The 20,891-nt window shown below is 68.9% G+C and carries 18 protein-coding genes; 7 read left to right on the top strand and 11 right to left on the bottom strand.

The window, feature by feature from the left end:
- The first annotated feature begins 1 nt into the window (after nt 1).
- The 5 genes from KOI47_RS23140 (at nt 2) to KOI47_RS23120 (ending at nt 6,747) form a co-directional block, all read left to right on the top strand.
- Nucleotides 2–1,069, top strand: a complete 1,068-nt coding sequence (locus KOI47_RS23140) for an alpha/beta hydrolase (protein WP_216207228.1) — start codon at nt 2–4, stop codon at nt 1,067–1,069.
- Between the two features lie 93 nt (nt 1,070–1,162).
- Nucleotides 1,163–2,938 (top strand): fatty acyl-AMP ligase, encoded by a 1,776-nt coding sequence (locus KOI47_RS23135; protein ID WP_216207225.1) that lies wholly within the window; start codon nt 1,163–1,165, stop codon nt 2,936–2,938.
- A gap of 5 nt (nt 2,939–2,943) precedes the next feature.
- The gene (locus KOI47_RS23130) at nt 2,944–4,461 is read left to right on the top strand and encodes an ArnT family glycosyltransferase (protein ID WP_216207221.1); all 1,518 of its coding nucleotides are present in this window, start codon (nt 2,944–2,946) and stop codon (nt 4,459–4,461) included.
- A gap of 289 nt (nt 4,462–4,750) precedes the next feature.
- Nucleotides 4,751–5,623: a poly(ethylene terephthalate) hydrolase family protein gene (locus KOI47_RS23125; protein WP_232376188.1), complete on the top strand. Its 873-nt coding sequence runs from the start codon at nt 4,751–4,753 to the stop codon at nt 5,621–5,623.
- 179 nt (nt 5,624–5,802) lie between these two features.
- Nucleotides 5,803–6,747 carry an esterase/lipase family protein gene (locus KOI47_RS23120; protein WP_232376187.1) on the top strand — a complete coding sequence of 315 codons (945 nt, stop codon included), beginning with the start codon at nt 5,803–5,805 and terminating at the stop codon, nt 6,745–6,747.
- A 46-nt stretch (nt 6,748–6,793) separates the two neighbouring features.
- Here the strand turns inward: KOI47_RS23120 and KOI47_RS23115 are convergent, their stop codons facing one another.
- Entirely contained in the window at nt 6,794–8,374 is a 1,581-nt protein-coding gene (locus KOI47_RS23115) for a zinc-binding metallopeptidase family protein (RefSeq protein ID WP_216207218.1), read from the bottom strand.
- A gap of 258 nt (nt 8,375–8,632) precedes the next feature.
- Between KOI47_RS23115 and KOI47_RS23110 the strand changes: the two genes are divergently transcribed.
- Nucleotides 8,633–9,613, top strand: coding sequence for a helix-turn-helix domain-containing protein (locus tag KOI47_RS23110; protein WP_216207216.1), 981 nt, complete (start codon nt 8,633–8,635; stop codon nt 9,611–9,613).
- 436 nt (nt 9,614–10,049) lie between these two features.
- On the opposite strand, the gene KOI47_RS23105 is transcribed toward KOI47_RS23110, so the two are convergent.
- From KOI47_RS23105 to KOI47_RS23090, 4 genes are all read right to left on the bottom strand, one after another.
- Nucleotides 10,050–10,421 (bottom strand): STAS domain-containing protein, encoded by a 372-nt coding sequence (locus tag KOI47_RS23105; protein WP_216207212.1) that lies wholly within the window; start codon nt 10,419–10,421, stop codon nt 10,050–10,052.
- 389 nt (nt 10,422–10,810) lie between these two features.
- Nucleotides 10,811–11,845 carry a fatty acid desaturase family protein gene (locus KOI47_RS23100; protein WP_216207209.1) on the bottom strand — a complete coding sequence of 345 codons (1,035 nt, stop codon included), beginning with the start codon at nt 11,843–11,845 and terminating at the stop codon, nt 10,811–10,813.
- 252 nt (nt 11,846–12,097) lie between these two features.
- Nucleotides 12,098–12,535, bottom strand: a complete 438-nt coding sequence (locus KOI47_RS23095; protein WP_216207206.1) for a hypothetical protein — start codon at nt 12,533–12,535, stop codon at nt 12,098–12,100.
- Nucleotides 12,536–12,946: 411 nt separating this feature from the next.
- Nucleotides 12,947–13,330, bottom strand: a complete 384-nt coding sequence (locus KOI47_RS23090) for an HPF/RaiA family ribosome-associated protein (protein ID WP_216207205.1) — start codon at nt 13,328–13,330, stop codon at nt 12,947–12,949.
- Nucleotides 13,331–13,724: 394 nt separating this feature from the next.
- Between KOI47_RS23090 and KOI47_RS36175 the strand changes: the two genes are divergently transcribed.
- The gene (locus KOI47_RS36175) at nt 13,725–14,012 is read left to right on the top strand and encodes an RGCVC family protein (RefSeq protein WP_332461421.1); all 288 of its coding nucleotides are present in this window, start codon (nt 13,725–13,727) and stop codon (nt 14,010–14,012) included.
- Between the two features lie 671 nt (nt 14,013–14,683).
- Here KOI47_RS36175 and KOI47_RS23080 read toward each other — a convergent pair.
- Genes KOI47_RS23080 through KOI47_RS23055 form a run of 6 tightly spaced genes read right to left on the bottom strand, consistent with a single transcriptional unit; the run spans nt 14,684 to nt 20,825 of the window.
- Nucleotides 14,684–15,205 (bottom strand): gluconokinase, encoded by a 522-nt coding sequence (locus KOI47_RS23080; RefSeq protein WP_216207202.1) that lies wholly within the window; start codon nt 15,203–15,205, stop codon nt 14,684–14,686.
- The gene (gene manD, locus KOI47_RS23075) at nt 15,195–16,496 is read right to left on the bottom strand and encodes a D-mannonate dehydratase ManD (RefSeq protein WP_408629841.1); all 1,302 of its coding nucleotides are present in this window, start codon (nt 16,494–16,496) and stop codon (nt 15,195–15,197) included. The genes KOI47_RS23080 and manD overlap by 11 nt, the downstream gene beginning before the upstream one ends.
- Before the next feature lie 16 nt (nt 16,497–16,512).
- On the bottom strand, nt 16,513–17,439 hold the full coding sequence (locus KOI47_RS23070; RefSeq protein WP_216207199.1) for a LamG domain-containing protein: 927 nt from the start codon (nt 17,437–17,439) through the stop codon (nt 16,513–16,515).
- On the bottom strand, nt 17,436–18,758 hold the full coding sequence (locus KOI47_RS23065; protein ID WP_216207195.1) for a mannitol dehydrogenase family protein: 1,323 nt from the start codon (nt 18,756–18,758) through the stop codon (nt 17,436–17,438). The genes KOI47_RS23070 and KOI47_RS23065 overlap by 4 nt, the downstream gene beginning before the upstream one ends.
- Nucleotides 18,742–19,782 carry a dihydrodipicolinate synthase family protein gene (locus KOI47_RS23060; RefSeq protein WP_216207193.1) on the bottom strand — a complete coding sequence of 347 codons (1,041 nt, stop codon included), beginning with the start codon at nt 19,780–19,782 and terminating at the stop codon, nt 18,742–18,744. Before KOI47_RS23060 ends, KOI47_RS23065 begins: the two co-directional genes overlap by 17 nt.
- A complete protein-coding gene (locus KOI47_RS23055; RefSeq protein WP_216207190.1) occupies nt 19,782–20,825 on the bottom strand; it encodes an NAD-dependent epimerase/dehydratase family protein in 1,044 nt (347 codons plus the stop codon). Before KOI47_RS23055 ends, KOI47_RS23060 begins: the two co-directional genes overlap by 1 nt.
- Nucleotides 20,826–20,891: the final 66 nt, after the last annotated feature.

The raw sequence follows: 20,891 nt of genomic DNA, 5'->3' as shown, positions 1-20,891 counted from the left end.
AATGAGAAGGATACGACAGCGGCGCTTGTCGGTGACCGCGCTCGTGACGGGAATGGTGGTATGGCTCCTCGTCGGTGCCGCGGGACACCCTGCCGCCGCCCCATGGTGGCCGCAGCCAGCCTCCAGCCAGGCGAGGGTCGTCGACGAGACCCGGATCGACCAGCGCATGATCGACCTGAAGATCTCCTCGCCCGCGCTGGGTCATGACGCGATGGTGCGGCTGCTGGTGCCCCGCGGCTGGTCCAAGGACGCCGATCGGACCTGGCCGGTGCTGTACCTGCTGCACGGCTGCTGCGAGGACAAGGACTACACCTCCTGGACGCACTTCACCGACGTCGAGGAGTTCACCGCGGACAAGGACGCGATCATCGTCATGCCGTCCGCGGGCCGGATCGGCATGTACGCCAAGTGGTGGAACTGGGGCCTTTCTGACAAGCCGGACTGGCCGAAGTTCCACCTGACCGAGTTGCGGCAGATCCTGGAGAACCAGTACCGGGCGGGCACGGACCGTTCGGTCGCCGGGCTGTCCATGGGCGCCTACGGTGCCATGGAGTACGCCGCCGAGAACCCGGGAATGTTCGGTGCGGCCGCCGCCTACAGCGGCGCGCTCGACTTGACGAGGTTCCCCATCCCCCAGTTCACCCAGCTGAACCTGATAGCCAACGGCCACTTCCTCTGGGGAGCCCTGTTCGGCGACCCGTGGTCGATGCTGTTCCGGTGGGAACAGCACAACCCGGCCGGCAAGGTCGAGGAGCTTCGCGGCACCCGGCTGTACGTTTCCTGCGGTGACGGCAAGCCAGGTCCGATCGAAGATCCGGCCTACCCGGGAGCGGTCGAAGAGGTGCCTTTCGAGCCGGAGCCCGGTGACAATCCGGACGATCCGGGATGGGAGGCCAGCGTGCTCGAAGAGATGTCACTGGAGAACTCCAAGTCCTTCGTCAGCAAGCTGCGGGCGGAGGGAGTTCCGGCGACCGTCGACTTCTACTCCGGCGGCACGCATTCCTGGCCGTACTGGGAGCGCGCGCTGAAGCGGTCCTGGTCCACCCTCGCCTCCGGAATGGGGATCTGACATGACACCCCTTGTGTCAACCCGCGGCAGTCGCGGTGACCACAGAGCGCGCCTGTGTCCGGAGGACGCGCGCAAAACCGCGGAGGAGCAAGCATGACCGGCATCGATACCGTCAGCACCGGCACCGACAGCCTTCCCGCGACGCTGACGCACTGGGCCGAGACGCGAGGCGACGCACGGGCGCTCACCTTCGTCGACTACTCCGGCGATCCCGCGGGCTTGTCCACCGCGCTGACCTGGCGCGAACTCGACGCGCGGGTCACCGCGGTGGCGGCATGGTGCCAGCAGCGCGCCCGCCGGGGCGACTTGGCCGCCGTGCTGGTCGAGCAGTCGGCGCAGTACGTGATCGCGTTCCTCGGCGCGCTGCGGGCCGGGCTGGTCGCGGTCCCGGTGTTCGAGCCGTCCCCGCTGCCGGGGCACCTTTCCCGGTTGGCGGCCGTACTCGCCGACTGTGACCCCGCACTGGTGCTCACCACCAGGCGGCAGGCCGACGCGGTGGACGCCTTCCTTGCCGAGCACGACCTGACCGGGCCGAGCCAGATCGCCGTCGACATGGTTCCGGAGGCGGTCGGCGCGGAGTTCGCCCCGGTGCCGCTGCGGCCGGACGATCTGGCGTACCTGCAGTACACCTCGGGATCGACGCGGAACCCGGCCGGGGTGATGATCACCCACGGGAACGTGGCCGCCGCGGCCACCCAGACGGTGCGGGCCTACGAGGGCACACCCGGTGGCACGGTGGTGAGCTGGCTGCCCCTGTTCCACGACATGGGGCTGGTCGTCGGCATCGCCGCGCCGCTGATGGGCGGGCTGTCGTCCACCCTGATGGACCCGATCGCGTTCCTCACCCGCCCGGTGCGGTGGCTGGAGCTGATGGCGGCCTCGGGGGCGGCGATCACCGTCGCGCCCAACTTCGCCTACGGCTACACCGCCGCGCGCACCACCAGCGAGGACAAGGCCGGGCTACGGCTGGACGAGGTTGCCCTGTTCGGTGACGGCAGCGAACCGATCGTTCCGTCCATCGTGGACTCCTTCTACGCGGAGTTCGCCGAATGCGGCGCGAAGCCCAGTATGTTCCGCCAGGGCTACGGCCTGGCCGAGGCGGTGCTGCTGGTGTCCTCCTCGCCGGCAGGGGAGCCGCCGAAGGTACGGACGTTCGACCGGGTCAGCCTGGCCGCGGGCCGGGCCGTGGACGCGGCGCCCGGGGCGTCCACCTCCACCCTGGTCTCCGCCGGTCAGCCGCTGGACCAGCGGGTGCGCGTGGTCGACCCGGACACCTGCACGGTGCTGCCGGACGGGTACGTCGGCGAGATCTGGACCAGTGGCCCGAACGTCTGCGTTGGCTACTGGGGCAAGGGCGGCGAGGCCACGGCCGAGTCGGCCGCGGTGTTCCGGGCCGAACCGCGCGATGCGGACGGCCTGCCGGTCGAGCCGTATCCAGGGACCAGTGGCTGGCTGCGCACCGGCGACCTCGGTGTCCACCTTGACGGCGACCTGTTCGTCACCGGGCGGCTCAAGGACCTGATCATCGTGGACGGCCGCAACCACTACCCGCAGGACGTCGAGTACACAGTGGAGAACGCGCATCCCGCGATCCGGCGGCACGCGGTCGCCGTGTTCTCGGTGTCCGATCACCACGGCGAGTACGCGGTGGTGGTCGCCGAACGGGCACGGCGGGTGAGCGCCGAGGACCTCGACCTCGATGAGGTGACCGCCGCCGTCCGGTCGGCCGTTTCCGCCGAGCACGGGCTCGCCGTATGGGACGTGGTGCTGATCGAACCCGGCGAGCTGCCGCGTACCTCGAGCGGCAAGGTCCGGCGGGCGGCGTGCCGGACCCGCTACACCGAGGGCACCTTCAGCCTGGGCGACTGATCGACATGGCCATCGTGGACGCCCCGGCCGAGCGGACGCGGCATACCGATCTGCCCGCGTTCGCCCGGTGGCCGGTGCTCGCCATCGCCGGTGCGGTGGCCGTGGTGCTGCTGGCGGTCAGCGGCCGGTTCGGCTATTTCGGCGACGAGCTGTACTTCCTCGCGTCCGGTCGCTACCACTGGGCATGGGGCTACGCCGACAACCCCTGGCTGCTGCCGGGGCTGGCCAGGTTGATCGACCTGGCCTTCCCCGGCTCCGTGGTCGCGCTGCGCGTGCTGCCCATGTTGCTCACGGCGGGCGGGGTGGTGCTGGCCGCCCTGATCGCCAGGGAGTTCGGCGGGGCGCGGAAGGCGCAGGTGCTCACCGCCGGCGCGTACGCCCTGTCGTTCCACCTGCTCGGCTCCGGACACCTGCTGGCAACCTCGACCGTCGACCCGTTCCTCTGGGTGCTGGTGTGCTGGCTGGTCGCCCGGTGGATCCGGACCAGGGCGGACCGGCTGCTACTGGTCGCCGGGCTGGTCACCGCGATCGCGATGCAGGGCAAGTTCCTCATCGCGTTCTTCTGGCTCGCCCTGGCCGTGGGCGCACTGGTCACGGGGCCACGGGACCTGCTCCGCAGGCCCGCGTTGTGGGCAGGCGGCGTGCTGACGGTGGGGGCGAGCGTGCCGACGCTGCTGTGGCAGCTGAACCACGACTGGCCGTACCTGCTGATGCAGGAGGTGGTGGCCGACCAGAACCAGCGACTGCTCGGCGGGCCGGTGGCGATGATCCCGCTCGCCGTGCTGGCGGCCGGCCTGCTGCCCGGCGCGTTCCTGGCCTGCCACGGGCTGTATACGCTGCTGCGTTCCGAGCAGCTGCGGCCGTACCGGCTGTTCGGCTGGACCGCGCTGCTGCTGGGCGCGATCTTCCTGGTCACGGCCGCCCGGTACTACTACGTGGCGGGGATGTTCGCCGTGCTGTTCGCGGCCTCCGCGGTGACGATCGAGCGCAGGGCGCCGGCCCGCTGGTGGCGGTGGGTGCCGACCTGGCCGGTGTTCGCGCTGTCCGTGCCGCTGATGGTCTACCTGGTATTGCCGGTCCGGCCGGCGACCGCGTTCACCGGGGTGGGCATCGTGGACTTCGTGGCCAGCGGCAGCTATGGCTGGCCACGGTTGGCCGATACCGCGGCGGCGGCCTACCACCGGCTGCCACCGCGGGAGCGGGCGCGCACCGCGGTCATGGGCGACACCTACTGGCAGGCCAGCGCCCTGGATGTGTACGGCAGGGAGCGCGGACTGCCCGGGGCGTACGGCCCGGAACGCGGGTACTGGTACGCCGGTCGTCCGCCGGACGACACCACGCAGGTGCTCTACGTCGGCGGCGAGGCGGACCAGCTGCGCCGGTTCTTCGGCGAGGTCCGCAGGGTGTCCACCGTGCGGTTGGACATCACCGCGGAGGTGGCCAACCAGGACGTGCCGGTCTGGCTGTGCACGCGGCCCGCCGCCCCCTGGCCGCAGCTGTGGAATCACATGCACCGTCCATAGCACCTCGACAGGGCGCCGGGTCGAACCGGCCGACGCACATGCGCGAGCAAACAGGCCGGCGAGGACTCACTTTTGCCGCCCCGGATCCCATGGGTTTCGGCGAGTAGTGACAAATGTTTTCGGCTGCTCAACGGTGTCATTGACCGGGCGTTGCGGCTGGGTTTCACTGTTTGTATGCCATGGTGTGAAGACCAGTCGACACCCGGGCGCGAAAACCCGACGATGCTCTGATCATTTTCCAGACGCACTCAGAGGCGAGGAATTTCCCAGCCGAGGAGCCTGAAGACGCATGTTGAAATGGCGCAGGATAACGGCCGCGATGGCCATCGTGGGCACGCTCGCGTTGATCGGATCGGGGCTGGCTTCCGCCGCTCCCGCGACCTACGCCGACAATCCCTATGAACGTGGCCCTGCTCCCACCATCGCGAGCATCGAGGCGGAGAGAGGGCCGTTCGCGGTGAGCGAGGTTCCGGTGCCTCGCGGAAACGGGTTCGGCGGCGGCACGCTGCACTTCCCGAACGACACCAGCCAGGGCACCTTCGGTGCGGTCGCCGTCGCGCCCGGTTTTCTCGAGCCGGAAATACTGCTCCGCTGGCTCGGTCCCAGGCTGGCTTCGCAGGGTTTCGTCGTGCTGACCATCGAAACCAACTCGCCGATCGACTTCCCTGCTGCCCGTGCGGATCAGCTGCTGGCCGCGTTGACGTTCATGGTGGAAAAGAGTCAGGCCAAGGACCGGATCGACGGTTCCCGGCTGGCGGTGATGGGCATCTCGATGGGCGGTGGCGGAACTCTGGAGGCGGCCACTCGCAAGCATGACCTCGAGGCGGCCATTCCGATCGTCCCGTGGAACCTCGGCGGGGATTACTCGGGTATCCGTACGCCGACGCTCATCATCGCCGGCGAGGGCGATATCATCGCCCCCACCCCGTTGCATGCGAGGCCGTTCTACGACAGCCTGTCCCCCGGGCTGAACAAGGCCTATGCCGAGGTCGCAGGTGGAGGCCATTTCGCACCAGCGCTACCAAACGTCACAGTCGCCAAATACAGCATCTCCTGGCTGAAACGCTTCGTCGACAACGACACCCGGTACGAGCAGTTCCTCTGCCCCATCCCGAAGGATCCCAAGACCTCCGTCTTCGAAGGAAACTGCCCGCACACCTGACTCCGGGCGGCAGCCACCGACACCGGCACGTACCCGGTGTTGGTGGCTGTGTGGTGCGCGCGCTGCGCCCCGGATCGTCGGCCGTTCGAGTGCTGAGCATGGGAGGAGGCAGGCGACCAGTGCCCTGTCCAGCCGCCCGATGCCCGTACCCGTGCAAGGGGCGGCGAACATGGCCGAGGGTGAGGTTGCTGACCGCGGTCGGGCTGGCAACCCTGCTGGCCATGGTAACCGCTCCGGCCACGCGGGCCGAGACAGGCGGGCCAAGGTTGCCCGTTCCGTGGACCACGCTCGCGGGCCTGCATGCGAACCTGGTGACGCCGGGTGCCCCGCCGCCCGGCGCGAACGACTGGTCCTGTGAGCCGAGCGCGCGACACCCGAATCCGGTGATACTGCTGCATGGCGGCGGGTCCAACCAGACCTCAGCCTGGCAGACCTTCGCCCCGTTGCTGGCCAACAACGGATACTGCGTGTTCTCGCTGACCTACGGGGTGCCCTTCGCGCCGCTGCCGGGCGGGCTGTTACCGATGGAGCGCAGTGCCAGGGAGCTGTCCCTCTTCGTGGACGAGGTGCTCAGGCGCACCGGTGCCGCCAAAGTGGACCTTCTCGGGCATTCGGAGGGGACCCTCATGCCGAGCTACTATGTCCGCTTCCTCGGCGGAGGTCCCAAGGTGGACAAGTACGTGAGCCTCAGCCCGCTGTGGCGCGGCACCACCCAGGTGGTGGTCTCCACTCTGTACCAGCTTGCCGAAGCGCTCGGGCTGAGCCGACTGTGGGACTGGCTGGTCGGCATCGTCTGCGGTGCGTGCAACCAGTTCCTGCGAGGTTCGGTGTTCCTGAGCAGGCTGCACGCCAGGGGCATCTTCGATCCCACGATCAGCTATACCAACATCATGACCCGCTACGACCAGGCGGTGATCCCCTACACCAGCGGCATCGGCCACGGGCCGAACGTGCACAACATCGTGCTGCAGGACGAATGCCTCCTGGACTTCTCCGATCACGGTGGGCTCCTCGCCAACCACAATGCGGCCGGGCATGTGCTGGCCGCACTCGACCCGGTACACGCCGAACCAGTGGGCTGCGTGCTGTCCACGCCGGTGGGCAGCCTGTTCCCACCAGGTTAGGGTGATGTTGAAGAAAGGCGCGCTCGCCGAACCCGGCTATGGGCGCCTATGGCAGTAGCTTCTTGAGCAGCTCGAGCACGGTGGACGGGTCGTCGATCCGGCGCCGGTCGAGGCGGGACCGCGGCATGCGGGCGAGTTCGAGAGTCGCGTCGGTGAACGCGATGGCCTGGCGCCGGATGGCCGCGGTGTCGGTGAAGCGCATTGTCGGCATACCGGCGTTGAGCAGGTAGGTGGGCCCGCTGATGTACTGCAGCGAGGGCAGGCCGGCGGTGCGCCAGAACGGTTCCCCGTCGCCGGGCCACCAGAACCCGTTCGGCGAGGTGAACGTGGTGTCCGGCTTGAACGGCCGCAGCACGCGATTGTCGCCGATCCGCTGACGTTCCTGCGCCCGCCTGCCGACCGTGACCATCTCGACATGCGGGGAGCAGAACACCACGCCCGGCTCGTAGCCGGGCGCGATCTCGTAGTCGCCGTCGGGGCCGGGTAACCACGGGCGCGCGCCGAGGTGCTCCAGGCTCATCGCGGCCGCGGTGCGCGCTACGAGGTCATCGGCGTGCCGGTGCAGGAACTCCGTGATTCCCAGCGAGGTGCCCGCCATATGCCCGGTACTCATCAGCAGGAGAATCGAGCGCGGCAGCTCCTCGCGGGGGATCCGGGCGAGGTACTGTGCCATCGCGAGAATCGCTTCCGGCCCGTTGTCCTCGATACCGTGTGTGCCGTCCGTGTGCGAGGACAGGATGATCAGTTCCTCGGAGGCGCCGGGGATGAGGCCGGACACGTTCGGCGTGGTCATCGCGCGCACCCCGGCTTCGAGCCGCAACCGCACCTCGCCGCCCGCCAGGGCCACCCTGTGCAGGTCGGCGCCGGTGTCCCGGTCGACGTACAGCGCGGGAAGATCGCGGAGCACCCCGTCGTAGGGGGCGTACCGGCCGCGGGCCGCCTCGGCGGGTTCGTCGAGGACCACGATCAGGCCGAGCGCCCCCACCGCCTCGAAGGCCGACATCGTGTTGATCAGTGACTCGGTGGACAGCCACGGGCGGGAGTAGAGGTCGAGTGGGCGGTAGCCGGGCGCATGACACGGCTGCAGCGGGGCGTCCCAGTCGATCACGTCCAGCAGGAGGTACGGCAACGCGGAGGATGGCGCGGGCACGATCCCGATCGTGCCCGGCATCGGAACGGCACACAGCCGGGCGGTGACGCCCTCCGGCCCGGTGGCGCCCGAGTACGGCAGGTATCCGGAAACCTCGACCGGTCCGGCTCCCCGGCCGCCGATGACGTCGAGACTCCACCCCGAAGGCTGCCAGCGGCGCAGCGGCACGCCCTCGGCCGTGACCGCCTGGATGCCGACGCGCTCCATCCGCGCGGCGAGGCCGTCGACATAGCCGTGGTGCGAGGTGCCGCCGGTGGCGCGCAGGCCGATGTCGTCCGCGGTCTCCTGCCATTCGTGGATCTGCCACCGGGGCAGGAACCGCGCCGGGTCGACGGCGCGGGCGGCGGAGCCGGTGATCGGCCCGCGCGGCCAGCCACGGTCGGAGGCACGGGCGGCCGGCGGCAGCAGCGCCCCCGCACCGAGAGCGAGCCCACCGGCCAGCAGGCCGCGGCGGGAGAGGTTGTTCGTCGGTGGCATCTGGATCGGCTCCTTACCCGTCGAGCGCGGAACCCGTGCGGTCAGTCTGGCCGACCCGGACGTCGCCGGCATCGGTGTTTCCACGTAGGCGCGTGCGTATCCGGACGTGGACTGGGGAGTGGTTCTGGCAGGCAGGCCGGACTGTCCTGGTTTCTGGTCCGACTGTGTGACCGTTGCATTTCGGCCTCGCCGCTTCCGTGGCGGAGCGAGCAGGCTTGATGGACGCCCATCCGTTCGAAGTCGCCAGGGAGTCCTGAGATGGTCGCCTCGTCTGCGTCGCACCGGCATGTGCAGTTCCAGACCACCGACTACGACCGTGCGGGTCAGTACATGACCGATGCCTATGGCACCGGCGTGCATCCTGCCGGCAGCAGTGAGGGCTACTTCTTCCGGCATACCCGGATGGAGGCCGACGTGCTGTTCCTGGACACCGTGGAGCAGAACCGTGAGGTCTGGTTCACCGTCGAGGCCATGGCGGTGTTGATGGTAGCCCGCCCGTTCGGCACGACGATGGACTTCCGGCCGGAAGGCACCGAACACCGGTTTGGTCCCGGTGAGGTGTTTCTGGTCTCGCAGGACCAGGGCGGTACGGCCTACCGGACGGGATGGCGCGATGGCGCCGTGCAGGTGGCCGCCGTCCCCTTCGCGCTGCTGGGTGACCTCGTCGAACCCAGGCGGGGCACCCAGATCCGGTTCCGTGACCTCCGTCCCGGTAGCTCGGCCGCGGCGGGCCACCTGCTCGCGACGATCGACTATCTGCGCGGCGCCCTGTGCGACCGGCCGCAGGTGATGAGCGAGCCCCTGGTGGCCAGCGCGGCCGCTCGGCTGCTTGGCGCGACGATCCTGAGCACGTTCCCCAGCACCGCACTCACCGAGCCCACCGCTGGTGATGGCCGCGACAGCCACTCCGGAACTCTGCGCCGGGCCGTCGCGTTCATCGACGATCACGCGGACCAGGACATCAGTGTCGCCGACATCGCCGCCGCCGCCAACGTCACCATCCGCGCGCTGCAGTACGCTTTTCGCCGCTGGCACAACACCACGCCGACGGGCTACCTGCGCCTGGTGCGGTTGCGGCATGCCCACCAGGAGCTCCTTGCCGCCGATCCCACCGCGGGTGCCACGGTCACCCAGATCGCCGCCCGCTGGGGTTTCTTCCATCAGGGGCGCTTCGCGCAGCACCATCGCGAAGTCTACGGTGAGACGCCGTACCGGTCGCTGCTGCGCGAGGTCCCCTGACGAGCCCACGGGGGCGGACTCCGGACGGTGGGGGAGGGCCGCCGGAGTCCGCCTCTCCAGGGGAAGGGCGACGAGGACCGGGTCGCCTGGGAAGCTTCCCGTGTATGCCAGTCTCGGTTCCGAGCGGCGGCACCGCAGCACGTCATGCGAACGGCCCGAGCTTCCCGCTCAGCGGCGAAGCAAGCCGCAGAACGAAACAGCCCGGCTGACCTCCTCGTTCTCGATGACACCGGTCCTCAGGGGCGCACCCGGCTCGATGTCGTCCAGTCGGGTCGTTGGGTTACCCCGCGGGCCGACCGTGGAGGATCGGACGGAGATCCGGGGTCATCCGCCGAGGAGGGGGGCGTTGCTGGGCGTCCTGTGGAGGGAATTCGTTCAGCTGTTCCCGCGCGCCGGTGTGCGGTCTTGCCGTCATGCTCAGGTACGCGCGTCCCGGTCACCGGCGCGTGGGTCCGGTTACGGGAAGGCATTCCAGGGCCCGGCGGGCGGTATCGGTGTCCACGACCAGTTCGAGGGTGACTGCGGCCTCGGTGGTGCGGTTGAGCAGGCCTGTGAGGGCGAGGACACCGCCCACTGAACAGAACGGCACCTGGGACAGGTCCACGACCATGGCGTGCGTGTCATCACCGGGATGCGCGGCGAGTTCACGGTCGAGTGCGGGCAGCGAGACGGCGTCGATGTCGCCCTCGACCACGATGTGGGTGTATCGGGTGCTGGCGTTGATGACGGTCACCGCGAAGGCTGGTGCTGCCGGCGGATGGCTGTAGTGGAAGGGAACGGGCTGGGCTTGAGTACGAGAACGGACCATGGCGTCTCCTGCCTCCGGCCGCCGTAACGTCGGCAGTGCACGTGGTCGAGCGGCTGCCGCGATCAGCGGTCTGCGTGTTGAAGGCGAGGTCCAGGCCGCAGCTCCGACCCTACGCCCGGGATGCCTGGCGGCAACACCCCACCACAAAGACATTCCCCGGCCCGTTTTCAGCTTGAGTTCGACGTCTGGAGGGCTGGACGGGCGCCCGGACGATCATGGACGAGGCCCTTGGTTGGGTGCTGGTGCGGATGAGCTCCGAGCGGTTGCGCAGCACGGCCCCACACCCGGCACGCGGGGCCGCCCAACTACCCTCCGGCTGCTCCTGGGCGCGGTACCCGCCGCCCACGCCGAACAGGTGAGAACTCAAGCTCAGTGTTCTGGACGGGCAGTCAGTGGCGGCCCGCGCGCAGTGGTGCGCCGATCGCGTGCAGGTGTTGCAGCACGTACCCGTAGGTTCGGAACCAGCCGCACTGGGCGTACTCGATACCCCGCTGGGTGCAGAACTCGTGCACGATCGGCTGGGCAAGGCGCAGGTTGGGCCGGGGCATAGCGGGGAACAGGTGATGCTCGATTTGATAGTTCAGCCCCCCGAGGGCGAAGTCCACCCAGAAACCGCCGCGCACGTTGCGGGAGGTGAGTACCTGCTTACGCAGAAAATCAGGTGAACGGCCACCGGTCATGGTCGGCATTCCTTTGTGGCCGGGGGCGAAGGAGCATCCCATGTAGACACCCCAAAGGCACTGGTGTACCAGGATAAACACGACACCGGTCAGTGGTGAGAGCACCAGGAAAACCGCGGTCAGGTAGACAGCGAAATGCCCGGCCAGCAGGAAGATCTCCGCGTTGCGTGCCCTTGATCCTTTACGCCACGAAGCTCGCACGCTGGAGACGTGCAGGCTGAAGCCCTCCAGCAGCAGGAGCGGGAAGAACAGGAACGCCTGGTACTTCGCCATCCAGCGCAGGATGCCGCGTTTGGCGTGTCCTTGTGTGCCGGTGAAGGCCAACGCCGGTATGTCGAGATCGGGATCGTCCTGCTCGTGGTTCGGGTTGGCGTGGTGACGGTTGTGCTGGTCGATCCACCAGCCGTAGCTGAGGCCGACCATCCCGCCGTGGCAGAATCCCACCACGTCGTTGGCCCGGCGGGTGCGGAAAATCTGCCGGTGGCCGGCGTCGTGACCGACAAAGGACAGCTGGGCGAACATCAACGCGAAGAATCCGGCCAGGAGCAGTTGCCACCACGAGTTGCCGAGGTAGGCGAAGGCCACCCAACCCCCCGCGAAGGCGAGGACGTTGAGCGCGATCTTCACCGCGTAGTACCCGTATCGCCGGTGCAGTAGACCCGAGCGTCTGATCATCTGCGACAACTCCGCGTAGTCGCGGTTGCGCACGGCTGGCGCCGGGGGCGAGATGTCGAGCGAAGTCATGAGAGGCGCCACCGCTTCCGGTCGCTTCGGACAGTGCACCGAGGTCTGGGGCGGCACCGCATCGCGGAGAACCGCGAGCTACTACCAGCGTTGCACGAGGCGGCCTCGTCGGCAACCGGGCCGACCGACGTCCTCGGGCTGACCGTACCGGCCGAGTCGTCGGTGACCAGGGCTTGGTGTCACGTGCTCGAACCCCGTGCGGCGATGCGGGGCGGTTCGTAAAGGCCGTGGCGAATGCGGGTCGCCCCGGAGTCATTTCGCGGCGAATCCGGGCGCCCGGCTCGGGCCGGGCGTGGCGAGTCGGCGGATCAGGGTCGTCACCACAGCGCCGAGACCCAGCCACACGAGGGCGGCGAGGCCGTTGTTGAGCAGTACCGTGGTCGTCGCGCTGGCCGGGGTGAACAGGTCGTCGAATCCCAGGGACACCCCGGCTGACCAGCTCTGTACGAACGTCGCGACGCCGTTGGCGGGATTCGCGTCGCCAGCGATCATGATGATCTGTGCGACGAGCACGGCGGCGAACAGGCCGCACAGAACGGTGATGATCGTGCACGACACCCGGATCACGCGGATCCGGTCCCACCGTCGATCATTGAGACCCTGGTCGTCGGCGATCGACGACCGGTGACCGGCAGGCGCCGGCACGAAACGGCCGTGGTCTGGATTCGGATGGGGCTCTGGTTGTGTCATGATCTGGTGTCCCTTACTGCGGAAGACCGTCCCCTGTCACACGCAGGCCACCCTCCTGCTGGACATCCTGGGTGCCGGTGAAGTGTCGGGCGAGGAAGAATCGGGTAGCTCACCCGCCGCCAGCCGGGAACGCACCTGGGAAGCGAGGTTCAGGGCATCCGGGCGGGGCCGGGTGAGCGGGTCGATGACGGTGCCTGCGGATGGGGTGAGGTGTGGGTGGTCATCCGTCGGAACGACTCCCGGTGCCGCGGGGATTCCGTACCAGGAACACGATCAGCGCGATCGTGAGCAGTGCGGCGGAGGACGGACATGACGTACCGCTTCCTCGCTGGCCGGAGGGGCTGGCACCCCGGAACGGGATGTCGTCGATGTCCGGACTATCCCAGTGTACGCGCCGCGGACCCGGCCGGGCTATCCGATCTCCGGCAAGGTCGGGGTACGCCGCAAGGCGCGGTTGTTGCGCGGTTCGGTGCGGGTCTTGGCGTCGTCGACCTGACGGATCAAGTCGTTGCGGACCTCGTTGAGCGCCACCGACAACTCCTGCTCCGAAGAGGTGGCCACCAAGTGCAGCCGGGGCGTGCGACTGATCCAGCACTCCAGCGTGACCTGCTGGTCGGCGCCGTCCCGGTCCTTGAGGCTGATGTCCAGGGTGACCTGTCCGTCGGGAAAGGACCGCAGCCTCGAACCGAGTGCGGCCAGGCGTTGGGCGACCCAGTCGCGTTCGGATGCGTGAAAGCCGGTGGCGAGGTGTAGCCGCTGGTCGATCACGGCTGGATCTTCCGGAGTTGTGTTCACGTGCTGTTCCTTTCGGTAACAGGTCAAGGTCGAGCCGATGTTCTGCTCGAAAGTTCGATTCGTGGCACGCGGTCAAGCTTGCCTTCACCGCCCTGGCAAGGTCGCGTCCGAACGCAGGCCGTCGAGCGGCCGCCGGGGTCTCGAGCGATGAGTTCCACCATAGCCTGTCGGAGGGCTGGACGCTGTTGGAGCAGGTGATCGCCTGAGGTGGTGCGTGCGCGCCTTCTTGAACACAGCCTACGCCGCCAGGTCGTCGGCGTGCCGGCCCTTGGCATGGGCCATGATCGGCCGTGGCGCCCAGCGCGGAGCGAACCCGGGAAGGGATAGGGCGTACAGTGGACATATCCGGACCCGATGACATTCTGCGAATGCCTGACGCGCCGGCCCAATCCGAATGAGCGGTGCCCCGATGTCTCTACTTTATCTCTCTGCCCCGGCCCGGACGCAGACTGCCGGTAGCGCGGATGAACAGTCCGCGAGCGGGGGTACCGCGACGTCTGTCGTGAACCCGAACGTGGGTGCCTCCCATATCCCGGACGATGAACCGATGGATTGTGCCGCGTGCCGCCACCCGCGCGATCTGCACGATCAGATTGCGGATCGCTACTGTGCCGCGACCATCGCCGGTCGGTTCAGCCGCGGTTGTGTCTGCGTCGGGAAACCCAGCCCGCAGGCTCGGTGATGGGGGAGCGCACCCGTACAGTCGAAATCGGTATGAACACGGTGAAGCCGGACGTTGACTATTGGTTCCGGCTCTCCCGGTCAATGATGAGGACTGCGAAGAGATTTCCGATCGACGGGCCGAGATGGTAGCCGCTCCAGACTCGGCCGCGGCCTGCTTTGGTGCGGGCAGCGTGGGTGGCAGGCCACCAGCCTTCGACCGCGAGACCTGCAAGCAGCGCGACACCGTCGGGCGATGCATCAACCGCCTGAAGCAGTGGTGAGGCATCGCGATCCGCCACGAGAAACCGCGACCATCTACCTGGCCGGACTCGGTCGTGTTGGGCGTTGACCTGCGAGTTCACCGATCTTCAGGGGTGGTACGTGCACGCCCTGGTCATCAGTTGATCGAGCCTTTCCCGGCCCCTCGCCGATTCGGTGGGATCAGGGTGTGAGTCCGCCCTCGGCGAGGAGCATCCGTAGTGCCGTGGGTGAGGTAGCCGCTGCCGTCGAGTGCGAGGTACCGCAGCGCGGTACCTCGCACTCGACCAGTTCAACCAGGAGGCGTTGCTCGGTGCGTACGCCAGCTCGATCCCGTGATCGGTGCGCCGGGCGGGGACCTCGGCTTGCCAAGAATTGCGCATTCCTCGGCATCACCTCCGGCTCAGCTGCAAGCGCCGACTCGAGAACAACTCACCCTGGTCCGACATGCTGGTCGGGTGTAGGCAGGGAGGCCAGCGTTGCCACACACCGGCTGGTCACCACGTCGACGGTGGCGTCGTTGGCTACCGCGGTACCGGGTTCGTCGGGTTCGAGTGGCTGGAGCGTGCTCAGCTGCGAGTGCAGCAGGCTGGCTGGCATGAAGTGCTTACGCGAGGACATCCGCCGCTCGAGTTCTTCGCGACTCGACCGCAGCTCGAGAAAGACCGTGGCCGGGGCCAGCGACCGGATGTGGTCGCGGTACCGGCGCTTGAGCGCCGAGCACGCGACCACCACCGGTCCGGTGGCGAGGGCTCGCCCGATGGCATCGAGCCACGGTGCGCGGTCGTCGTCATCGAGAGGTTGACCGGCGGCCATCTTGTCGAGGTTCCGGGCGGGGTGCAGGGAATCGCCGTCGACGAAGGCGAGCCCGAGGCGTTCGGCCAGGAGCGTGCCGATGGTGGTCTTTCCGGCGCCGCTTGGCCCCATGACGACAAGGGGTGAGTCACCAGTCATGGATCGATCCGTCCAGTTTGAGCCGGTTCACCGGCAGGTATGCGCGTGAGTACGGGTGTGCGTCGGCCGCTTCGTCGTCGTATCCGACTCCGAGTCCGTGCTCGTCGCCGGGACTGAGCAAGCCGTCCTGGAAGGAATAAGTCGGCTGGAACACCTCATCGGTTTCGGTGGAGTGCTTCATGTACTCCTGGATGCCGAAGTTCGGGATCGCGATGCCGAGGTGCAGCGCGGCCGCAAGGCCGACGGGAGAGACGTCGGTGGGGCCGTGGACCCCGGATTTGATCTGGTACACGGCGGCGTAGTCGAAGATCCGCCGCAGTGCCGTGATCCCGCCGGCGTGGGTCACGGGTGACCGGACGTAGTCGATGAGCTGTTCCTCGAAAAGTTCGCGATAGTCCCAGATAGTGTTGAACACTTCACCGATCGCCAGGGGAGTGGTCGTGTGCTCCCGTACCCTTCGCAGGATGGCCGTGTTCTCCGCGGGTGTGACGTCCTCGAGCCAGAAGAGGTCGTAAGGTTCGAGGTCCTTCCCGAGCCGTGCCGCCTGGATGGGAGTCAGCCGGTGGTGTGCGTCGTGCAGCAGCGGGAGGTCCGGGCCGAATTCGGCCCGGACCGCTTCGAACACGCGGGGTGTGTGGCGCAGGTACGCCCGCGTGTCCCATTCCTCTTCCACCGGCACGTTCGAACGGCGCGCGGGCTCGTGGTCGTAGCGCGACGCCGAGGCGCCGCCTCCCACACCCGCGTTCGAGCTGGAGGCGACACCGTAAACCGAACCAAGCCCAGGAATCCCTGTCTGGATCCGGATCGCGCGGTATCCCTCCGCGAGGTGTGCTCGTACCGAGTCGAACAGTTCGTCGATGTCGCCGCCGCTGGCGTGCCCGTAGGCGAGGCAGCCGCGACGGCTGCGCCCGCCGAGCAGTTGGTACAGCGGCATGCCGGCCAGCTTGGCCTTGATGTCCCACAGCGCCGTGTCGACGGCGGCGATCGCCGCCATGGTGATGGGTCCGCGCCGCCAGTAGGCGCCTCGGTAGAGGTATTGCCAGGTGTCCTCGATCGCGTGCGCGTCCCGGCCCAGCAGCAGCGGCACCACGTGCTCGCGGAGATAGGAGACGACGGCCAGCTCGCGGCCGTTGACGGTCGCGTCGCCAAGCCCGGTGACCCCGTCCCGGGTCCGCAGGCGGAGTGTGACGAAGTTGCGGCCGGGGGAGGTGACGAGCACCTCGGCGGACTCGATCCGCGTGGCGTCGCCCCCGGTGCCGGGGATGCGCGGGGCGGGTTGCGTGGTGGTCAAGACGGTGTCTCCTCACTCAGTGGCGGGGGCAGGGCCACGGCCAGGGCCAGGGACGCTCCTGCTCGGCCGGATCGGTCATGGCGTCGGTGTGGGCAGCGATCTGTTCCGCGGTCAGCTCGTAGTCGTAGACGGCGACCTTGCCGATGGCGCCTGCGAACCACGACTCGAAGTCCCTGGTGCCCACGCGCAGCGGCGCCGTCCCGTTCTCCGGGGTGATGATGTTGCCGCGGATCTCCATCTGGTCCTGGTCGCGCAGGACGCCGTCGCGGTAGAGCTTGGTGTAGCCGTAGGGGTATTCCGTGCTCGTGGCGTCGACGTTGATGACGAGCGTGTAGTGGATCCAGTCGCCTGCGCTCAGCGGGTCCTGGAAATAGGAGCCCGCGCCGAGCGGTTCGTAGAGGTTGAAGGCGTAGCCGGAGATGCGGTTGGGCCGGTCCTCCCCGTTGGTCAGGGAGTACATCCGCGCGACGTACTCGTTCTCCCGGTCGACCTCGCCCTTGCCGACCCAATGGACATAGCCGGCCTTCTCGGTATTGGGGAACTCGAGCGTGTCGGGTCGCATCCACGCCTCGAGCGTGAACTGTCCCGTGGTGGCTGGGCTCAGCGCGTCGTCGTCGCCGACCTCCAGGTAGCCCGTGGCGCCGTCGAAGTCGGCTGCGAGGTCTCCGTTGGGCAGTACGGCCCGCGAACGCTGGCCCGAGTAGATCCCGGTAAGCCCGTGACCGCTGGCATCCCATTCCATCGGGGCCACGGCGTTGTTCATGCGCCAGTACGCGACGGGACCGTCGGCGAGGACGGCGGTGTCGTAGGCGGAAGGGGCGCGTTGTGCGCTGGCCGGCGCGGCCGAGCCGAGCGCGGCGGCCACCAGCCCGGTGGCCGCGACCAGGGCGGCTACGGGTCGCATGGTGCGGCGGGTAGGGCTGCCGATCGAGTTACGCTTCATTGAGTTACTCCTTCGGTGTGTTCGGTCGGACCGACGGCTGGAGCCGGACCGGAAAGCTCGGCCCCGGCCAGGTCAAGCCGGTGCCGTAGGCGGCGCTCGTTCGCCCAGCCGGGTGCCAGGCGATCGAGTGCGGTGCCGGCACCGGGGCTGTCCGAGGCCAGCCCGGTATGGGTGAGCCACGCCGCGACAACGCGCAGTGCCGGGGTTGGGTCGACGCCACTGGTGAGGAGTTCGGTGACGACGGGGACGATGCGCTCGCGCAGTTTGGTCTCGGCGTCGGTGGCGATCTGCTCGAGCGAGTGTCGGATCCGGCTGTTGCCGAATCGGGCACGCAGCCGCCGCAGGTAGGCGTCGGGCTCCGGTACCCCAGTGGCCGCCACCGACCAGTACTCCTCGGTCAACCTGGCGAGTGCGGGGTCGGCCATGGCCTCGGCGACGGTGCGGTGGCCGCGCCGCAGGCCCTCCAACGCCAGCAACAGGTGGGCGCCGTTGAGCAGCCTCAGCTTGCGCCGCTCGAAGGGGCGGATGTCGTCGACGAGTACGGCTCCCGCCCGTTCCCATTCCGGGCGGCCGGCGGGGAGCTCGCCTGCGAGCACCCACTCGGCGAACGGCTCGGTGACCACGGGGGCATGGTCGGTGTGACCGGTTGCGCGGGGTACCAGCGCGATATCGTCCTCGGTGGTGGCCGGGGTGATCCGGTCCGAGACCGTGTCGACGAAGGAGACATTGTCCTTCAGCCAGGCCACCAGGTCGCGGTCGGCCTCTTCGGCCAGCGCGAGGAGCGCGGTACCCGCGCGGGCGCCGTTGGCCACGAGATTGTCACAGGAGACGACGGCGACGGGGCCGCCGTCGGCCTCGCGCCGTGCCCGCAATGCGCGCAGGAGGCGGCCCGGCGCGGTGCGCGGTGGGCCACCGTCGCGCAGGGCCGCGATGTCGGCCAGCAACGGGCTCGCCGGCTCGACGGCGCCATCCGGCCCCACGAGGTAACCGGCCTCGGTGATGGTCAGGGTGATCACGGCGACGTCGGGGTGGGCGACGAGCCGGTCGAGCTCCGGTTGCCGGTCCGCGCCGTGGGCCCGCACGAGTGAGGTCATCCGATGGAACGTGTCGGTGTCCGGGCCGCGCTCGATGAGCGTGTAGACGCAGTCTTGAGCCGACAGGGTCCCGGCCAGGCGGGTCGAGCGGCCGGAGAAGGCCGCGATACCCCACGAGGGGTCGCCGCGCTCGGTGAACCACACCTGGTGCGCGCGGTGGAACGCCCCGAGCCCGAGGTGCACGATGCGCACGGCGGGCCGGGAGCCGTCAACTGAGCCAGTCATCGCGGTGCTCCCGCACGAAGGCCTCGTCGAGCAGGTCGGGAAAGCGAGCCCGGGCACCGGCGATGAGGTCCGCCTGGCCCGCGGAAAGCCGCTCGGTGTCGGTCAGGCAGGTGGACGAGGCGATCAGCCCCTGCTGCCGAAGCACTTCGTTCACACCGGCGACACAGCCCGCGAAGCCGTGGCTGACGTCGAAAACCGCGGCATTCACCTCAACGAGGTCAGCGCCGGTCGACAGCAGGCCGGTGCCGACCGACCCCGACCGGCACTCCGCGGCGGCGCGGCGGCGGAGCTCGACCGCAGCCCTGGTCCCGACGGCCCACTGCCCCAGCAGGCCGCCACGCACGTGCAGGACCCGTTCCCGGCCGCCGAAGGAGACTCGATGGGGAGTTACCAGGTCGGCGATGATCGTGTCGTCGTTGCCGGTGAGCAGGGCGACCTGGTCCCACCTGTCGTGCTCGGCCAGGGCCCTGGCGATGTCGTTGGTGCGGTACCGGTCGAATGGGGCGGCCTTGACCGCGACGACCGACTCGAGGTCGAACAGCCGGGTCCAGTACGACTTGGGCAGCGGGCTCCCACCGACCGCCTCCTGGAGCGCGAACCCGATGGTCGGGAGGATCTCGCCTACCGCACGGGCACGTTCCAGCAGGGCGCGCGGTCCCGGGTCCGCCATGCCGTAGGGGCACAGCAGCACCGCGTCGTAGCCCGCCTCGGCTGCCCCCGCCGCCTCGTGGACGGCCTGATCGGTATCCCCGATCACGCCCGCGATCAGGAGGGGGTCCCTGCCCTCCTCGGCCGCGGTCCGCTCGGCAAGACCGAGAACCTCGGCGAACAAGCGTTCGTCGTCGTGGAGCGCGAACTGCGTGGTGTGCACGCCGACCGCCAGTCCGTCCGCACCGGCGGCCAGGTAGTACCGCGTGAGTGCGCGCTGGGCGGTTTCGTCGAACCCGCCGTCCGGGGTAAGCGCGAGCGGGTGGGCCGGGATGGCGACGCCGGCGCGCAGGCGTTCCCTGACCGAGGTCGTCATCAGTACCGCCCCTGCCGCTGCTCGAACTTGGTCGCCTTACCCAGTTGCCGTCCACCGCGGGCGATCCACTGGCCGGTCCACGCGATGAGGGTTCGCGCGGCGAGGCTGGGGTAGCCGAACCGGGCGAAACAGTCGCCCGCGTCGTTGAGCAGCGCGTCGGAAGCCTCGGTGCCGGTGAACTTCACCTCGCGGCCCATGACCTCGGCGAGCAGGAGTGCGATCCGACGCACCGGGAGTGTCTCCGGGCCGGTGGCATTGAGGACGGCAGCCTCGGGTCCCGCGAGAACCGCGCTGCGCAGAGCCCACGCGCTGACGTCGCGCTGCCAGACGATGTTGACCGACGGCATGGTGACGTCGATGGGGCTGTCCTCGGCGATGCGGGTGGCGATGTCCGCGACCACGCCGTAACGCAGCTCGCATGCGTAGTTGAGGCGGAACATGACCGTGGGCGTCCCCCATCGCTCGGATGCCCCGGCGAAGAGTCGTTCACGGGCCAGGGACGACTGCGCGTACTCGCCATGTGGCTGGGGCGCGTCCCGCTCGGTGCAGCCGCCGTGGACGAGCGGCGTGAACGGGTACACGTTGCCGCTGGAGTACACGACGGTCGGGATGCCGCGGTAGCGGTCCGCCATCATCGCCGGGACCGCGGCGTTGGTCCACCACATCCGCGCCTCGGCCCCGGTGGTACCGAACTTCATGCCGGCGAGGAAGTAGACACCGGCGGCGTCGGGGAGTGACCGGTGGATCGAGGGATCGCCGATGTCGGCGGTGTGGGTGCGCACGCCGTGGCGCTCGAGCGACTCGCGCACGTCCGGCTCCGACCACCGGGACACCGCGTGCACCTCGGCCGTCGAGCCTGCGGAGTCGAGCGCTCGCCGGGCCATGACGGCCATGGTCGGGCCGATCTTGCCACCGGCCCCGAGCAGGACCAGGTCGCCGCCGAGAGCCGCGAGGTCGGGACCCACGCCCTCGAGCGGTGTGGCGAGAAGGTCCTCCAACTCCGCCTCGTCGGCGGGTGCCGCCGGGTATGGCGTTGTCTTCATTGCCGTCCTTCCCGTTCAAACGTTTGCCGATCGTGCGTGCGTGGTCGCGTCGGCGGTGGGTGGTGG

This window comes from Amycolatopsis aidingensis, from assembly GCF_018885265.1.
Classification (GTDB): Bacteria; Actinomycetota; Actinomycetes; order Mycobacteriales; family Pseudonocardiaceae; genus Amycolatopsis; species Amycolatopsis aidingensis.
This window is presented reverse-complemented; position numbering and strand designations above follow the sequence as displayed.

Bases quoted from the DNA above. Each gene is read 5' to 3' on its own strand.
- KOI47_RS23140 (WP_216207228.1), top strand. From the start codon at position 2: ATGAGAAGGATACGACAGCGGCGCTTGTCGGTGACCGCGCTCGTGACG.
- KOI47_RS23135 (WP_216207225.1), top strand. From the start codon at position 1,163: ATGACCGGCATCGATACCGTCAGCACCGGCACCGACAGCCTTCCCGCG.
- KOI47_RS23130 (WP_216207221.1), top strand. From the start codon at position 2,944: ATGGCCATCGTGGACGCCCCGGCCGAGCGGACGCGGCATACCGATCTG.
- KOI47_RS23125 (WP_232376188.1), top strand. From the start codon at position 4,751: ATGTTGAAATGGCGCAGGATAACGGCCGCGATGGCCATCGTGGGCACG.
- KOI47_RS23115 (WP_216207218.1), bottom strand. From the start codon at position 8,374: ATGCCACCGACGAACAACCTCTCCCGCCGCGGCCTGCTGGCCGGTGGG.
- KOI47_RS23110 (WP_216207216.1), top strand. From the start codon at position 8,633: ATGGTCGCCTCGTCTGCGTCGCACCGGCATGTGCAGTTCCAGACCACC.
- KOI47_RS23105 (WP_216207212.1), bottom strand. From the start codon at position 10,421: ATGGTCCGTTCTCGTACTCAAGCCCAGCCCGTTCCCTTCCACTACAGC.
- KOI47_RS23100 (WP_216207209.1), bottom strand. From the start codon at position 11,845: ATGACTTCGCTCGACATCTCGCCCCCGGCGCCAGCCGTGCGCAACCGC.
- KOI47_RS23095 (WP_216207206.1), bottom strand. From the start codon at position 12,535: ATGACACAACCAGAGCCCCATCCGAATCCAGACCACGGCCGTTTCGTG.
- KOI47_RS36175 (WP_332461421.1), top strand. From the start codon at position 13,725: ATGAGCGGTGCCCCGATGTCTCTACTTTATCTCTCTGCCCCGGCCCGG.
- KOI47_RS23080 (WP_216207202.1), bottom strand. From the start codon at position 15,205: ATGACTGGTGACTCACCCCTTGTCGTCATGGGGCCAAGCGGCGCCGGA.
- KOI47_RS23070 (WP_216207199.1), bottom strand. From the start codon at position 17,439: ATGAAGCGTAACTCGATCGGCAGCCCTACCCGCCGCACCATGCGACCC.
- KOI47_RS23065 (WP_216207195.1), bottom strand. From the start codon at position 18,758: ATGACTGGCTCAGTTGACGGCTCCCGGCCCGCCGTGCGCATCGTGCAC.
- KOI47_RS23060 (WP_216207193.1), bottom strand. From the start codon at position 19,782: ATGACGACCTCGGTCAGGGAACGCCTGCGCGCCGGCGTCGCCATCCCG.
- KOI47_RS23055 (WP_216207190.1), bottom strand. From the start codon at position 20,825: ATGAAGACAACGCCATACCCGGCGGCACCCGCCGACGAGGCGGAGTTG.